Raw genomic sequence first — 14,291 nt, 5'->3', positions numbered from 1 at the left:
TCCCTGTTATGATTTTGCGCTCAGCCTTCGAGGTAGCGGGCGCGCTCTTCGGCGCTGACCGCTTTCGCGAGGCTGGCGTATTCGGCGCGGCAGGCGGCCGCGAAATTCCGGGTGAAGGCGGCGCCAAAGATCCGCGCGGCATCGGCGCTGTCCTCCAGCCGCTCGGCCGCTTCCAGCAGATCGCGCGGGAAGCGTTGCGCGCCCTCGGCAACGGTATCGGGATGGCCTGCGGCGGTGGCGGGCGGCGCGGGAAGATTGCGCTCGATCCCGTCGAGCCCTGCCCCCAGCATCAGCGCCAGCGTCAGATAGGGGTTGCAATCGGCGGGCGGCACGCGGAATTCCAGCCGCGCCCCCGACCCCGCCTGCGGCACGGACCGCACCGCCACCGTGAACGGATATTCCGCCCAGGTCAGCGATTTCGGCGCCCAGGTGCCCGGCGCCAGACGGCGGTAGGCATTGACGGTGCTGGTGCACATCGCAAAGGCCTGCGGCACGATCGCCATCATCCCGGCGATGAAGCGTTGCGCCAGCGCGTTGGTCGCCCCGTCCGGGCTGGAAAACAGGTTCTGTCCGGTTGCCTTGTCGCGCAGGCTCAGCGTGCAATGCCCGCCGATGCCCGGGTACTCGGCGCCCATATAGGGCATGAAACTGGCGGTCTTGCCCTGTTTGCGGGCGTAAGAGCGCGCCGCCATCCGCAAGAAGGCCGCGTCATCGGCGGCGCGCAACCCTTCGGTCGCGCCCAGCGTCGCCTCAAGGCAGCCCGGCCCCAGTTCGACCCCCAGCCCGAACAGATTCACGTCATGGCCAAGGATTTCGGCCTCCATCCCGGCGATGAATGCGGCATGGGTGTTGGCGGTGGCCCCCGACCAGCACTTGTTGTCCGGCGCGAATTTCGCGAGCCCCGCGAACCCCTTGTCGCGCGCCGTGCCGGCGTCTTCGTCCAGCACGATCAGTTCGAATTCGAAGGCCGCCTCGACACCATAGCCCATCGCCGCCGCCCGCTCGATCTGGGCGCGCAGCACCTGGCGGGGCATCAGCTCGCGCGCCGCCCCCGACAGCTCGGCAATCACCGAGACCGCGCCGGGTTCGGACGGATTGCGCCGGACCGAGGCGGGGTCGATCGCGACCGTTTCGGTGTAATAGGAACTGCCCCCGAACAGCGTGTCGGCACTGTCCCAATAGGCCAGAACATTGGCAAAGCGCGGGTCTTGCGCCCAGTCCAGAAACTGCGCGCGGCGCAGACGGCGTTCGCGGAACACCGAGGCCAGATCGAACTGCCCGACATGCACGACCTCGGCATTCAGGGCATCAAGGGCAGCGGTCAAATCCTGGGTCATGGCGTCCTCAACAGGCAAGAGATGCGGAAAGTGCGGCGTCAAGCCGGGCACGGTGGGCGGCCAGCGCGGCAGGGTTGGCGCCCAGCCCCAGCACGCCCACCGGCGTGCCGTCGCGCAGATATTCAACAATGATCGGATGGCGCCCGATCTGGGTCAGGTCGCCCTCGACCACCCGGCAGGCATCGGCCAGCGCAGGCGCGCCGAACGCCTGCAGGCGCATTCCGTGCTGATCGCTCCAGAAGCTGGGCATCGGGGCGAAGCCGGGGGTCTGCGGCAGACCGAGTTCAGCGGCGGCGATGGTTTCGGCGGCGCGGCGCGCGGTCTGACCGGGTACGCACCAATGCTCGACCCGGCGCGGCACCGCATCGAACAGCGGGTTGGCAAAGCGCGCCAGATCCCCCACCGCCAGAATTCGGGCGGCCCCGATGGCCTGCATCCGGTCGTCGACCAGCACGCCATCGCCCAGATCCGCGCCGGTGCCCGCCAGCCATTCGACATTCGGATGCGAGCCCATCGCCTCGACGATCACCTCGGCTTCCAGCGCCTGCCCGTCGTCCAGGATCACATGTTCGGGCGTGATCCCGGCAACGGACCTTCCCGTCAGCACGACCACGCCATGCGCGCGATGCAGCGCCGCCATGCCCCCCGCGACACGCGGCCCGAGCGCGCGCTGCATCGGATGCGGCGCGGGTTCGACAATCGTCACATGCAGACCCAGCTTGCGGGCGGTCGCGGCGATCTCGCAGCCGATGAACCCACCGCCCACCACGACCATGCGCGCCCCGGGGCGCAGATCGCGCGCAAGCCTCAGCGCATCGTCGAAACTGCGCAGCACATGGCGGTGCGCCTCGGCGCCGGGCAGTGCCAGATGGCGGGGCCGCAACCCGCTGGCCGCAACGATCCAGTCACCGGGCACCAGCGTGTCATCGGCCAGCCGCACCGCGCGCCCCTCGACCGCAACGGCCGCCTGCCCGAGCCGCATCTGCACCGCGCCTTCGGGGATCTTGGAGCGCAGCACCAGCCGGGCGAACTGCGCCTCGGCTTCCGCCGCGTCCCGGGCCAGCGCCTGCGGCACCTCCTTGGACAGCGGCGGGCGGTTGTAAGGCACCCTGGCCTCGTCGCCGATCAGCGTTACCTGCGCCTCGGGCAGAAGCGCCAGCACCGCCTCGGCGGTCCGCAGCCCCGCCAGCGAGGCCCCGACAATCGTGATACGCGGCGCAGCCCCCATCGTTCAGCCGATCAGGATGGCTTGTTCGGGGCAGGCATCGGCGGCGGCCTCGACATCGCCGCGCAGACCCTCATCGACCTCGGCGACCCAGACCAGCCCGCCCGCATCGTCAAAGGAAAACACCGCAGGCGCGGCAATCACGCATTGCCCGTGCAGCAGGCAGATCGACATATCGACATCAACTTTCATCGTCAGGGCTCCGTTGGGTGGGGATCAGGAAGGGTCAAAGGCAATCGGCATCGAAATCGCGCCGGTATTGCCGCTGTCGGGCAACCAGCTGACCGTGCCGTTGAACCGCGGGTTGCGCAGTCGCTGCGCCAGCAGTTTCAGCGCCTCGGTCATGTCTCCGCGTGCGATGAAATGGCCCAGACAGTGATGCGCCCCGCCGCCGAAACCGAAATGCGGCTTGCGATCCGCCGTGATGTCGAAATCGGGGTTGGCAAACACCGCCGGGTCGGAACAGGCCGATTGCGAGAACAGATGCAGCGTCGTGCCCGCCGCGATCGGCAGGTCGTTATAGGTGAAATCCTCGGTCGCCTCGCGGGTGACCCAGGTGACGGTCGGGCGCACGCGCATCACCTCTTCCACCGCCGCTTTCGCCAGATCGGGTTGCTCGGCCAGCAGGGCCCATTGATCGGGATGTTCGATGAACATCGCCATCGCCAGACCGATCTGGTTGCGCGTGGTGTCGATGCCGCCAAAGATCGCCAGCACGATCATGTCGATCAATTCCTGATCCGACAGCTGCGACTTGTCGGCATTGGCCTGCACCAGCATGCCGATGAAATCATCCGAGGGCGCGGCGCGGCGCGCGGCCACCAGATCTTCGGCATAGGCCATCAGACGCGCGGTCGCCGCCTCGACAACCGGCAGATCCTGCTTGAAGGTCACCCCCAGAGCGAGCCCCATTTCGCCGGCGATATCGGCCAACTCGCGCCATTTCTCGAACGGCAGGCCCAGCAGATCGCAGATCACCCCGGTCGCGTAGGGTTCGGTGAAATCGGCGATGAAATCGCATTCGCCTTTGGCGGCGAACTGGTCGATCAGCCGGTTGGCCAGCGCCTGGAATTTCGGCCGCAGATCGGTAATCAGCTTGGGCGAGAACGCCGGATTGGCCATCCGCCGCAGCCGGGCATGGGTGTCGCCCTCCTGGCTCAGCAGCATGCTTTCCCACCAGCGCGCGAAAATCCCGCCGGTCACCCCGCTATGCGCGGGCCAGCGATAAGAGCCCTGCCGCAGCTTCGGATGACGCAAGAGTTTCTGCACATCCTCATAGCGCAGCGCCGCCAGACCATAGGGCGTGCGCGCATACCAGCTGGCGTCGCGCGCCTCCATCACCGCCCGAGAGCGGATCGAAAAGGTCGGATCGGCCACATCCAGATACGGCGCATCATCTTTGTGAAGGTCGGCTTGCGTCATTACGGGCTCCCATGCTGCGGTCAGCGTCTGAGGGAGCTATTTGCAAGTTACGTTCCAGTTTTCGCGGAAAACGCGGAGCAATATGATATTAAATGATAATTATTTTTTTACGGGTATTTTACCCTTATTCCGGATGCGGCAAACCCCTTCGCGACATGGCGCATCTGCAATGGGCCCTGCAAAACGATGCAGTTTCGCAGCACACCCCCGCCCCGCAGGCACCGGGGTCCCTCGCACAAGGCTACGGCGAAGCTGGCGTAGTACAGATACTCGGTCGTCTTGACCTTGCCGCCTCCGCCGCCCTTGCCGCCGCCCTGCGTGGTGGTCTTAGTCTCCTCGCGGAAATCGGTGGCCCAGATGATGTTGCCGCCGATGCGCATGCGACCGTAGAGGCGCGGGATCACCGCCCCCTCGGTGGAGGACGTGATGCGCAAGCTGTCGAGCCGCGCCCCTTCGATCCGCTGGGTCGGCGCGAGCGAGGACACGATCCAGCTGTCGACGACCGAGCCAATGGTCGAGCCGATGAAGCCGCCAATGGTGGCAGCGCTGACGCCGAGGATCGCGCCACCGATCGAGCCGCCGATGGCGGCACCGGCAGCGCCGAGAATGAGGGTGGCCATGTCGGGGTCTCAGCGTTGCGGGAAGAGGAAGGCGAAGGCGATGCGCCGCCGCCAGGCTTGGGTCAGCGGCTCCTCGATCACGCCGAGCCGCTCGTAGGCATGGAGGAAGGTGTCGGGGCCAGTGACGATCCCGACATGCTTGGCGATGGCGCGCGGTACCATCCGAAAGAGGACTAGGGAGCCGGGACCGGCATCGGCCGGGGCGATCTCGGGCATCATTCGCCGCGCGCCCTCGGCCAGCACCTCGCGAGGGCCCGTCTCGCCCCAGTCCCGGCTGTAGGGCGGGATCGGGAAAGGCTCGGGGCCGACGACATCGCGCCAGACGCCACGCGCGAGCCCGAGGCAGTCGCAGCCGACGCCCTTGAGGCTCGCCTGGTCGTGATACGGCGTGCCGAGCCAGGCCCGCGCCGCCGCGATGACCTTGTCGGGATCGGCGGCGTTCACAGCACACCCCCGTCGTGCCCGCCATCCTTGGTGGCGTAGCGCAGAACGGCATCCTGGCCGGGGATATGCGGGAAGCCCCGGAAACTGGCGGTATTGGCGAACTTCGCACCGCAGGTCTCGATCCGCTTGTCGCAGCCCGCGCGGATGGTGAAGGCGTCGCCTTCGCTGATGGCCCGTACCGGCGCCTCGAGCAGGGTCAGGACGGCGATGCCGTCCGTGACGTCATGGCCCAGCACCTCGGTGCGCCGCCCTGCGTTCGCGCCGCTCGTCCAGTCCAGCGTGCCAAAGTTGAACCAGCCGGCAGTAAAGCTGCCGAGCCCAGAGGCAGTGAACGCGCGATCCCGCAGCAGATCGACCACCGCGCCTGTGCCCTTGTAGGCCGGGTCCACAAGATCGACACCGCACCGGTTATCGCCAAGCGCGGCGTCGCAACTCGCCTGGAATGTCCGCCCAACCGTCTGGCCCAGTACATGGGCGAGCGAGCGCACCTCCGCCACGAAGGCGAGCCGCCCGCGCCGGATCTGGCCGATGGCTCCGCGCCGCATCAGAACGCGTTGGCCAGTGTCGGCCCAGTTCACGCGCCAGACCTCCACCGACGCGTTATCCCAGCGGCCGTCGAGGATGTCGGTCTCGGTGATGCGGTCCGAGGTCAGCACGCCTTCCGCATCCTGCGCATCGACCGAGAGGTCCGAGCCCGAGCGCACCTCGGACGCCGTCAGGCCGCTCTCGGGCTCGAAATCCGTGCCGTCGAAGCTGAGCGTGCGGTCGTGATCGGTGAAGCCGAAGGTGACGCCATCAGCCCGGACGATCCGCCAGCACCAGGCGAGCGTGGTCGTGCCCTCGTCGAGATGGGCCTGCAGGGCGGGCGAGAGGGATTTCATCGGCAGGTTCCTGTCATGCGGTCGTCGAGATCGGCGATCCAGTCGGCCCAGTCCGGGGGCACGGCGGCGACGGCAGTGGCAGGCGGCCGGGCCAGCCGCGCCTCGGCATAGGAGGCGCAGCCCGCATCACCACTGTCCGTCGTTGCGGCGCAGCCGGTCAGCAGGATCGCCAGCGCCGCGGCCGTCGCGAACCGCCTCGCGGCCGCGCCCGACGCGTTCGCTCTTATCTTCCATCGCATCGCGTTCCGCCTCCCGTTTGCCCGTGCGCTCCCCTTCCACGCGCCCCCAGACCCGGCCGAGGACGATGCCTCCGACCGCTCCCAAGGCCGCAACCAGCCAGATCAGGAACTCAGCCATCGTCGTGATTCCCGCGCGCGGCGGCGACGCAGAGGGCGACGACGAAAACGCCGAGCGCCCCGCCCACGACCATCCCTGCGAGAAACTCAAGCATCGCCGCGGAACCCGCGCTCAACCCGGTCACGCAGGCCGATCAGGCCCAGCCCGAGGAACATCAGCCCCGCAGGCGAGGCATCGCCACTGCCGGCAAGCAGCGCGACGAAGCGGGAGAGTTCGCCGAGCGGCCCGGTGGCGGGCAGCGCGAGCGAGGCAATGCCGGTGAGTATGGCGAGGCACCCCGCCCACCAGGTGAGCGAGGTCAGTCGGATGTAGCGCATGGATCAGGCCTTCCGGATAAGGGTGGAGAAGAAGGAGGTCAGCCGGGTAAACCAGCTGATTGCGGGATCAGGTTTGGCGGCAGGCACGGATGGTCTCGGTATCGGCACGCTTGCGGGGCGCAGCAGCGCCAGCGCTTCGTCCTCGGTCAGACGCCGGATCGGACGCGAGAAATCGACCCGGCCGTTGCGGTCGACCGACCAGACCGGGATGGTACCGGCGGGATAGCGGCCCGTGGCGAAGAGATCGCGTTCGGCCTCACGGCGCGGGCGGATCGCGGCGGGCTTGAGCCAGCCCATGAAGGCTGCTGCGGCGGCAGCCCGGTTGCCCGCGTTTAGGTGCCGGGTGAGCGCCGCCTTGGCGATGCCGCCTGTGTTGTAGTGAAACGAGACCAGCGCATCGAATTCGTGCGGCTCGAGCGGCACCTTCACGGCGTGCAGGACGGCGGCCTCGTAACGCGCGAGATCGTCTCGGAAGACCCGGAACGCTTCGCGGATCCCGGCCTCGAGATCGGCAGGCATGCCGCGCGGCATCGTGTCTGGATCGGGCAGACCGGCTGCGGCCGTGTGGCCGATGCCGAAGGTCCAGACCTGTTTCACATCCGTGTAGGGTCCGGGCACGATCCCTTCGTGCCGGACGAGGGCCAGAAGCCCCCGGTCGGTCATCTGCATGGAAATTACCCCAGAAGAGAGAGGATCAGGATCAGCGCGGCGACGGCGATGCCGACGCCCAGGCGGTGTCGGAAGGCGTGGCCGGGATCGGCCGGGTCGCAGCGCAGGGAGCGCGCGAGGCGGAGAAGGTCATGCATCGCCATCGCCTTTCCCGGCATGGCGCAGGCGGGCGAGCAGCACCTCGATAAAGGCGGGACCGAAGACGCCGACCAGATAGGCGGCCGATCCGGCCGCGCCCCCGGCCGGGATCGCCTCGGGCGGCAGGCCGAGCCAGCGGGTGATGATCGCCATCGACAGGCTGCCCATCCCGGCCGCGATCAGACCGCCGAGCAGGATGTGGCGCAGAGCGTCGCGAAGGCGCATTTTCGTCGTCAGCGCATTGGTCGCGCCGCCGAGCGCGCCCCAGGCGGCGAGGATCACGGCGGTAGAGGCGAGCAGTTCCTTCAGCGCCGCCGCCAGAAATCCGGTTTCATCATTCATCGTCGGATCTCCAGAAGTGGGATGGAGGTGATCGAGCCCAGCCGCTCGAGGTCGAGCGTCACGTCGAGCACGTCCGTGTCGAAGCGGACCGGGACATCGAACTCGAAGCCTGCGGTGACCGCGACGCCGGACCCCGGCGCGGTGGTGAAGGTGATGACGCCGGTCGTGGCATCGACGGACCAGCCGGACGCCTGGGGCGCGCCATTCAGGGCGACGATGACCGAGCCCGCGACCGGCTTGGCAATGTTCCGCACCCAGGACTGGCTGCCCGAGGCGTAGCGCTTCACCAGCTGGAAGGCGGTCGTCGTGCCATCGCCGGTGCCTATCATCTGGTCTGTCGGTGCGGGTGTCCCCGAGGGCAGGCAGGACTTGTGGTCTCCCCAATCCTTGAACCGGAAGCCATGCAGGCGACCGTTCCGCGCCTCGAAGAAGGCGACCACCGCCGCCAGATCGTCGGCGCGGCGGATGCCATAGGCGACATCGTAGCGGCGGCGCGAGTTCGACACCGCGACACTGCGCCAGGCGACCGAGGACGTGCTTGCCTTTGGGGTCGTCGTCTCCGAACAGGATGCCGACCAGATCGAGCGGACGAATGACGCGATCTCCCGGCTCGGGCTGATCTGGCGCGGGCTGTCGAACCAGCTCGCCGTCGCCGCAGCCCCCGCGCTGGAAGCGGTCGCCAACGCCATGGCCGCCATCGCCAGCCGCACCGGCCCGCTCGGCATCGCCATTCGCGGCCTTTTCGACAATATCGGCCGCCTGACCACCTATGCCGCGACCTTCGCGACCTTCCTTGCCGGGCGCTGGGTCGCCGGACTGGCCGCCGCCGCGCTGTCGGTGCGTGGGTTCGCAACCGCGCTCGTCGTGCTGCGCGGGGCTCTGATCCGCACCGGCATCGGCGCTCTGATCGTCGGCGTCGGCGAGCTGATCTATCAGCTTTACCAGCTCGTCGCCCGCGTGGGCGGGGTCGGCGAAGCCTTCCGGCTGCTTTCAGATCTGGCCTCCGAGGTCTGGTCGCGGGTCGGGCTTGCGCTCGACGCCGCACTGGCCCGCATGGCGGCCGGATGGGAGGGGCTGAAGGCCGCAGCACTCTCGGCGCTCGACGGAACCGTCGCGGGCGTCGTGGGGTTCGGGGACCGCACTGTGGCGATCTTCCAGGGGGGCTATGACGGCGCGGTGGCGATCTGGGGCAGCCTGCCGGGTGCCATCGGCGACTTCGCCTACCAGGCTGCCAACGGGTTGATCGGCGGGGTCGAGGCGATGCTGAACGGCGTCGTCACCCGCATCAACAGCTTCATCGAGGCGCTGAACGCCGCGCTGGCCCTGTTGCCGGAATGGGCGACCGGCGAGGGCGGCGTGCGGATCCCGGAAAGCTGGGCCATGGGGTCGTCTCCGCGTTCGGGTCGCGTCCGTCGCGATCCCTTCTACGACCCCAAGCCGCGCCCGCGCGCGGCAGAGGTTCCGGATAAGCCGGAGGTCAGTCTGCGAATTCGCCTTCGCCGAACGCGCTGTCGGTGATGCGCTTCATAAGGCTCGCGTAGTGTTCGAGGGTGCCGACGTGGCCCCAATTGATCTCGTCGGGATGGGCGTTGAAGTGGTCAACGCTCAGCCTCTGCAGTCGGGCGAGCATCGCGTCGATCTCGGCCTTCTTTTCAATGAAGGCCGCCAGTGCGGCTTCTTGGTTCCTGCGGGCCTTTTCGGCGCGGAGTTGGTGGCGGTCGGTCATCATCCTGCCCCTCAGTTCTTCAGCTCGATCATCGCGAGGATCGCGCAGGCCATGCCGCCCAGAAACTCGCCGCGTCGGAAGACGATCTCGTCGATCTCGGTCGCGCGGGTGATGGCGGGATCGACCTGAAGGTCGGCGGCCATGTGCGGAAGAAGGCGGGCGGCTTCAAGGTTGTAGCGTTCGGCGAGGGTCATGGCAGGCTCCGTGGGGTGGATCGTTCTCGTAGGATCAGCTTCGCTCTGCCGGGGCACATCATCCAGTATAATCGCAGCAATTACATGGCTTTAATCGGAGCGCGCGGATCATCTCATGTCGTCAGCCACGCAACCCATCGGCGTGATCGCGCGGCTTCTTGATCTCTCGGAGCGCCGGGTCCAGCAGCTGAGCCGAGAGGGCGTGATCCCGAAGGCGGAGCGCGGCCAATACGACCTGATCGGCTCGGTGCGCGGCTATGTCCGCTACCTGCGCGAACAGGCATCGAAGGCGCAGGCCGGTGCGCCGGATTACGCGGCCGAGCGGGCGCGCTTCATTCGGGCGCGGGCTGATCTTGCCGAGATGGAGGCCGAGGAAAAGCGTGGCGCGCTGATCGCGGCAGAAGAGATCGAGGCCGCCTGGATCGCCGTTCTGGCACTTCTGCGCACCCGCTTGCTCGCGCTGCCGGACCGGCTGGCGCCGCAGGTTTTTGAACAATCAACCGTCGGAGACACCCGGAATCTGATCCGAATGACCATCCGCGAGGTGCTCGATGATCTCGCGCAGCCAGATGTCCAACTCGAAGCCATCGCTGACATTGACGGGCTCGCCGATCCTGAAGCGGACGGTGGAGACGGCGCTGAAGGTGCTGCGCCCGCCGCCGGAACTGACGATCAGCGATTGGGCGGACCAGAACCGACGGCTGAGCTCTGAGGCCAGCGCCGAACCCGGGCAATGGCGCACGAGCCGGGCTGAATATCAGCGCGGGATCATGGAGGCGATCTCGGACGCCTCGACCGAGACGGTGGTCATCATGTCTTCCGCCCAGGTCGGCAAGACCGAGGTGCTGAACAACGCCTGCGGCTATCACATCGATCAGGATCCCGCGCCGATCATGGTGGTGATGCCGACCGAGCGCGACGCGGAAACCTGGTCGAAGGACCGCTTCTCGCCGATGGCCCGTGACACGCCCTGTCTGCAGGGCAAGATCGCCGATCCGCGCTCGCGCGACGGCAACAACAAGATCCTGCACAAGCGCTTTCCGGGCGGGCATCTGACCATCGTGGGTGCGAACGCACCCTCGGGTCTGGCCAGCCGCCCGATCCGCCTGCTGCTTTGCGACGAGGTGGACCGCTACCCGTTCAGCGCGGGTGCCGAGGGTGATCCGGTCAACCTCGCCCGGAAACGCACGGTGACTTTCTGGAACCGCAAGATCGTGCTGGTCTCGACGCCCACGAACAAGGGCACCAGCCGGATTGAGGCAGCCTTCGAAGAAAGCGACCAGCGCCGGTTCTGGGTGCCATGCCCGGACTGCGGGGCGGAACAGCTGCTGACCTGGACACAGGTGCGCTGGAGCAAGGGGCCCGAGGGCGACCACCGGCCCGAAACGGCGCGCTACCACTGCGCCGATTGCGATGCGGCTTGGCGGGACGAGACCCGCTGGGCGGCCGTCTCAAAAGGACATTGGGTGGCGGAGCAGCCCTTCGCGGGCGTGGCGGGCTTCCACCTGAACGAGATCTACTCGCCCTGGGTCAGACTGGAGGCGATGGTGCGGGCCTTCCTCTCGGCCCGCTCCGGCGGGGACGAGACGATGAAGACCTTCGTCAACACGTCGCTGGGCGAGACATGGGTCGAGACCGGGGAAGCCCCCGACTGGCAGCGGCTCTACGACCGGCGCGAGGCTTGGAAACCGGGCACGGTGCCCGCGGGCGGGCTGTTCCTGACCGCCGGGGCCGATGTGCAGAAGGACCGGATCGAGGTCGATGTCTGGGCTTGGGGTCGCGGGCTGGAAAGCTGGCTCGTCGATCACGTCGTGATCGAGGGCGGGCCGGACCGGCACGACGCATGGTCGGAGCTGACCGCGCTGCTCGACCGAAGCTGGCCGCATGAGCGCGGCGCGCATCTCAGGATCGCGCGGCTCGCCATCGACACTGGCTACGAGGCCCCGGCGGTCTATTCCTGGTCGCGAGCGCAGGGGTTCGCGCAGGTGTCGCCGGTCAAGGGCGTCGAGGGGTTCAACCGCTCGAGCCCGGTGTCGGGGCCGACCTTTGTCGATGCGACCGAGGGCGGCAAACGTCTGCGGCGCGGGGCGCGGCTCTGGACCGTGGCGGTGTCGACCTTCAAGGCCGAGACCTACCGCTTCCTGCGGCTGGCGCGGCCGACCGAAGAGGAGATGACCGACGGGGCAGCGTTCCCGCCCGGCTCGGTGCACCTGCCGCACTGGGTCGAGAACGAATGGCTGAAGCAGTTCGTGGCCGAGCAGCTGGTGACGGTGCGCACGAAGCGCGGCTTCGCCCGGCTGGAATGGCAGAAGCTGCGCGAGCGCAACGAGGCGCTGGATTGCCGGGTCTATGCCCGCGCCGCCGCCTGGATCGCGGGCGCGGATCGCTGGCCCGACGAGAAGTGGCGCGACCTCGAGGATCAGCTCGGGGCTGCGCCATACGGTGACACCGATCCGGCCGGGCAAATTCACCGGCCTGGACAAGCCCCGCAGGGCAAGCGCCGTTCCGACTGGCTCGGGCGGCGCGAAGGATGGTTTTGATGACGGACTGGACGGAAACCGAACTTTCGGCGCTGCGCCGGGCCTATGCCAGCGGCACGACGCGGGTGAGCTATGACGGCAAGTCGGTGGACTACGGCTCGGCCGAGGATCTGCTCGCCCGCATCCGCACCATTGAACGTGCCATCGCTGGGACCACGCGGCCCTTGCCGGTGGCCGGGCTCGCGGGCTTTAGCCGCGGGGATCGCTGATGTCGGCCAACTGGTTCGACAGGGCCATTGCCTCCGTCGCCCCTCGGGCCGCCGCCAGGCGCGTGCTGGCCCGTCAGGCCTTCGAGACCCTGACGCGGGGCTATGATGGGGCCGCGAAAGGGCGACGGACGGACGGTTGGCGCGCGCCGGGATCCTCTGCTGACACGGAGATCGGCGTGGCCGGGGCGCTGCTACGCGACCGGATGCGGGATCTGGTGCGCAACAACCCGCATGCCGCAAAGGCCGTCGCGGTGCTGGTCAACAACATCATCGGCGCGGGGATCATGCCGCGCGCCGCGAGCGGTAATGAGGCGTTGGACCGCAAGGTGGACGCACTCTTCGAGCGCTGGACCGCGGACTGCGATGCCGACGGCCAGCTGGACTTCTACGGGCTGCAGACACTGATCTGCCGCGAGATGGTCGAGGCGGGCGAGGTCCTGGTGCGCCGCCGCCTGCGGCGATCCTCGGACGGCTTGGCCGTTCCGCTGCAATTGCAGGTGCTGGAGGCCGACTTCCTCGACGCCACCAAGTCCGGCGTCCTCGGCGCGGGGCGGCTGGTGCAGGGGATCGAGTTCGACCCGGTCGGCAAGCGCCGGGCCTACTGGCTGCATGCCGAGCACCCGGGCGACGCGTGGGGTGCGCTGAACGGTGGGCTCGGGTCGCGCCCGGTCCCCGCGACCGAGATCGCCCACATCTATGAAAAGCAGCGCACGCAGGCCCGCGGCGTTCCCTGGGGTGCGCCGGTGATCCGGTCCTTGCGCGATCTCGACGACTACGAGGTGGCCGAACTGGTCCGCAAGAAAACCGAGGCCTGCGTCACCGCCATCGTCTTCGGCGACGACGAGGCGCAACAGGGCATCGCGCCTTCCGTGGTCGATGCCGATGGCAATCGGGTCGAGCAGTTCGAGCCAGGGCTGATCGCCTATGCCCGCGGCGGCAAGGACATCCGCTTCAACCAGCCCTCTGCCACCGGCGGTTACGGCGAATACAAGCGGGCGAGCCTGCACACGATCTCGGCGGGGTTCCGCGTGCCCTACGAGCTGCTGACCGGCGATCTCAGCCAGGTCAACTATTCCTCGATCCGGGCGGGGCTCGTCGAGTTCCGCCGCCAGATCGACGCCGTCCAATGGCAGCTGTTCATCTCGCGCCGACCCGCCTGCCAGCGGGCATGGTCGAGGACGCCATCGTCACCGAAGTGCGGCGCATTCTGCAGGCCCCCGAGGTGGTTACGCAGGTGCTGGCGGCGCTGAAGCGCGATCAGGTGTCCGAGGCCGAGGCCATCGCGGCGCTGCATGATTTCAACACGCTCTGGGCGCAGCTGTTTCCGCTCGAGCAGGCGCGGATCATCCAGCTTCTGGTTCGGCGCGTCACCGTCACCGCCGCCGGGCTCGAGGTCGACATCCGCCGCGAAGGCGTCGCGGGCGTCATCCGCGAGATGATCGCGCCGCGCAACATGGAGGCCACCGAATGACCCGAGGCAATGACACGATCCGCGTGCTGATCCCCCTTAAACTGCGCAAGAAGAACGGGCGGCCCAAGATCATGCCGCCCGCCGATTACAGCCCGAGCGAGGATCAGACGCAGGACCCGCACATCCTGCGCGCCATCGGCCGGGCATGGGGCTGGCGGCGGCGCATGGAGGCAGGCGAGTTCGCCACGATCCAGGAACTGGCCGAGGCCGTCGGTCTGGCCGAGCGCCACGTCAGCCGCCAGCTGCGCCTCGCCTATCTGGCGCCAGAAGTGCTAAACCCACATTTCCCAAGTAAGGCGCTGATTTCGCTGTCCTGACCATTATATTTCCTATATAAAACATGGTGTTGAAGGCTGCGAGGGGCGCGTTTCATGGATCACCCAGAGGGTGCGGGCTTGC

At 68.0% G+C, this 14,291-nt stretch carries 19 protein-coding genes and 3 pseudogenes; 7 read left to right on the top strand and 15 right to left on the bottom strand.

The features are described 5' to 3' along the window. Positions 1-20: 20 nt before the first annotated feature. From P2G62_RS13380 to P2G62_RS13320, 13 genes and pseudogenes are all read right to left on the bottom strand, one after another. Positions 21-1,337, bottom strand: coding sequence for a hypothetical protein (locus tag P2G62_RS13380; RefSeq protein WP_275735403.1), 1,317 nt, complete (start codon positions 1,335-1,337; stop codon positions 21-23). 7 nt (positions 1,338-1,344) lie between these two features. Continuing rightward, positions 1,345-2,565, bottom strand: a complete 1,221-nt coding sequence (locus P2G62_RS13375; RefSeq protein WP_275735402.1) for an FAD-dependent oxidoreductase — start codon at positions 2,563-2,565, stop codon at positions 1,345-1,347. A 3-nt stretch (positions 2,566-2,568) separates the two neighbouring features. Further along, positions 2,569-2,754 carry a ferredoxin gene (locus P2G62_RS13370; RefSeq protein WP_275735401.1) on the bottom strand — a complete coding sequence of 62 codons (186 nt, stop codon included), beginning with the start codon at positions 2,752-2,754 and terminating at the stop codon, positions 2,569-2,571. A 24-nt stretch (positions 2,755-2,778) separates the two neighbouring features. Then, entirely contained in the window at positions 2,779-3,984 is a 1,206-nt protein-coding gene (locus P2G62_RS13365) for a cytochrome P450 (RefSeq protein WP_275735400.1), read from the bottom strand. A 224-nt stretch (positions 3,985-4,208) separates the two neighbouring features. Continuing rightward, positions 4,209-4,604 (bottom strand): annotated as a pseudogene (locus P2G62_RS13360) (host specificity protein); the annotation flags it as partial. Positions 4,605-4,613: 9 nt separating this feature from the next. Continuing rightward, positions 4,614-5,048: an NlpC/P60 family protein gene (locus P2G62_RS13355; protein ID WP_275735399.1), complete on the bottom strand. Its 435-nt coding sequence runs from the start codon at positions 5,046-5,048 to the stop codon at positions 4,614-4,616. After that, entirely contained in the window at positions 5,045-5,929 is an 885-nt protein-coding gene (locus tag P2G62_RS13350) for a DUF2163 domain-containing protein (protein WP_275735398.1), read from the bottom strand. The genes P2G62_RS13355 and P2G62_RS13350 overlap by 4 nt, the downstream gene beginning before the upstream one ends. A gap of 126 nt (positions 5,930-6,055) precedes the next feature. Beyond that, positions 6,056-6,286 (bottom strand): hypothetical protein, encoded by a 231-nt coding sequence (locus P2G62_RS13345; protein ID WP_275735397.1) that lies wholly within the window; start codon positions 6,284-6,286, stop codon positions 6,056-6,058. A gap of 86 nt (positions 6,287-6,372) precedes the next feature. After that, a complete protein-coding gene (locus P2G62_RS13340) occupies positions 6,373-6,603 on the bottom strand; it encodes a hypothetical protein (RefSeq protein WP_275735396.1) in 231 nt (76 codons plus the stop codon). A gap of 3 nt (positions 6,604-6,606) precedes the next feature. Further along, on the bottom strand, positions 6,607-7,272 hold the full coding sequence (locus P2G62_RS13335; RefSeq protein WP_275735395.1) for a lysozyme: 666 nt from the start codon (positions 7,270-7,272) through the stop codon (positions 6,607-6,609). A gap of 5 nt (positions 7,273-7,277) precedes the next feature. Beyond that, positions 7,278-7,409, bottom strand: a complete 132-nt coding sequence (locus P2G62_RS13330; RefSeq protein WP_275735394.1) for a hypothetical protein — start codon at positions 7,407-7,409, stop codon at positions 7,278-7,280. After that, positions 7,402-7,752, bottom strand: a complete 351-nt coding sequence (locus P2G62_RS13325; protein ID WP_058248933.1) for a hypothetical protein — start codon at positions 7,750-7,752, stop codon at positions 7,402-7,404. Before P2G62_RS13325 ends, P2G62_RS13330 begins: the two co-directional genes overlap by 8 nt. Then, a pseudogene (locus P2G62_RS13320) lies at positions 7,749-8,270 on the bottom strand (DUF2460 domain-containing protein); the annotation flags it as partial. The gene P2G62_RS13325 and the pseudogene P2G62_RS13320, both read right to left, overlap by 4 nt. Between P2G62_RS13320 and P2G62_RS13315 the strand changes: the two are divergent. Then, positions 8,254-9,117 (top strand): annotated as a pseudogene (locus tag P2G62_RS13315) (phage tail tape measure protein); the annotation flags it as partial. The pseudogenes P2G62_RS13320 and P2G62_RS13315 overlap by 17 nt on opposite strands. Positions 9,118-9,229: 112 nt before the next feature. Here the strand turns inward: P2G62_RS13315 and P2G62_RS13310 are convergent. Continuing rightward, the gene (locus P2G62_RS13310; protein WP_275735393.1) at positions 9,230-9,478 is read right to left on the bottom strand and encodes a hypothetical protein; all 249 of its coding nucleotides are present in this window, start codon (positions 9,476-9,478) and stop codon (positions 9,230-9,232) included. Between the two features lie 11 nt (positions 9,479-9,489). Then, entirely contained in the window at positions 9,490-9,672 is a 183-nt protein-coding gene (locus tag P2G62_RS13305; protein ID WP_275735392.1) for a hypothetical protein, read from the bottom strand. Between the two features lie 115 nt (positions 9,673-9,787). On the opposite strand from P2G62_RS13305, the gene P2G62_RS13300 reads away from it, so the two are divergent. From P2G62_RS13300 to P2G62_RS13275, 6 genes are read left to right on the top strand one after another with little or no spacing between them, the layout of a single operon-like run. Then, entirely contained in the window at positions 9,788-10,384 is a 597-nt protein-coding gene (locus P2G62_RS13300) for a terminase small subunit, Nu1 (RefSeq protein ID WP_043869403.1), read from the top strand. Beyond that, positions 10,299-12,212, top strand: coding sequence for a phage terminase large subunit family protein (locus P2G62_RS13295; protein ID WP_275735391.1), 1,914 nt, complete (start codon positions 10,299-10,301; stop codon positions 12,210-12,212). The genes P2G62_RS13300 and P2G62_RS13295 overlap by 86 nt, the downstream gene beginning before the upstream one ends. Further along, positions 12,212-12,421 (top strand): hypothetical protein, encoded by a 210-nt coding sequence (locus tag P2G62_RS13290; RefSeq protein WP_028030714.1) that lies wholly within the window; start codon positions 12,212-12,214, stop codon positions 12,419-12,421. The genes P2G62_RS13295 and P2G62_RS13290 overlap by 1 nt, the downstream gene beginning before the upstream one ends. Then, the gene (locus P2G62_RS13285; protein WP_275735390.1) at positions 12,421-13,671 is read left to right on the top strand and encodes a phage portal protein; all 1,251 of its coding nucleotides are present in this window, start codon (positions 12,421-12,423) and stop codon (positions 13,669-13,671) included. Before P2G62_RS13290 ends, P2G62_RS13285 begins: the two co-directional genes overlap by 1 nt. Next, the gene (locus P2G62_RS13280; RefSeq protein ID WP_275735389.1) at positions 13,644-13,892 is read left to right on the top strand and encodes a hypothetical protein; all 249 of its coding nucleotides are present in this window, start codon (positions 13,644-13,646) and stop codon (positions 13,890-13,892) included. The genes P2G62_RS13285 and P2G62_RS13280 overlap by 28 nt, the downstream gene beginning before the upstream one ends. After that, the gene (locus P2G62_RS13275) at positions 13,889-14,209 is read left to right on the top strand and encodes a hypothetical protein (protein WP_275735388.1); all 321 of its coding nucleotides are present in this window, start codon (positions 13,889-13,891) and stop codon (positions 14,207-14,209) included. The genes P2G62_RS13280 and P2G62_RS13275 overlap by 4 nt, the downstream gene beginning before the upstream one ends. The last annotated feature ends 82 nt before the right edge of the window (positions 14,210-14,291 follow it).

The organism is Paenirhodobacter sp. CAU 1674, assembly GCF_029222945.1.
Lineage (GTDB): Bacteria > Pseudomonadota > Alphaproteobacteria > Rhodobacterales > Rhodobacteraceae > Rhodobacter.
The sequence above is the reverse complement of the archived record's forward strand: the minus strand, read 5'-3'. Positions and strand labels throughout refer to the sequence as shown.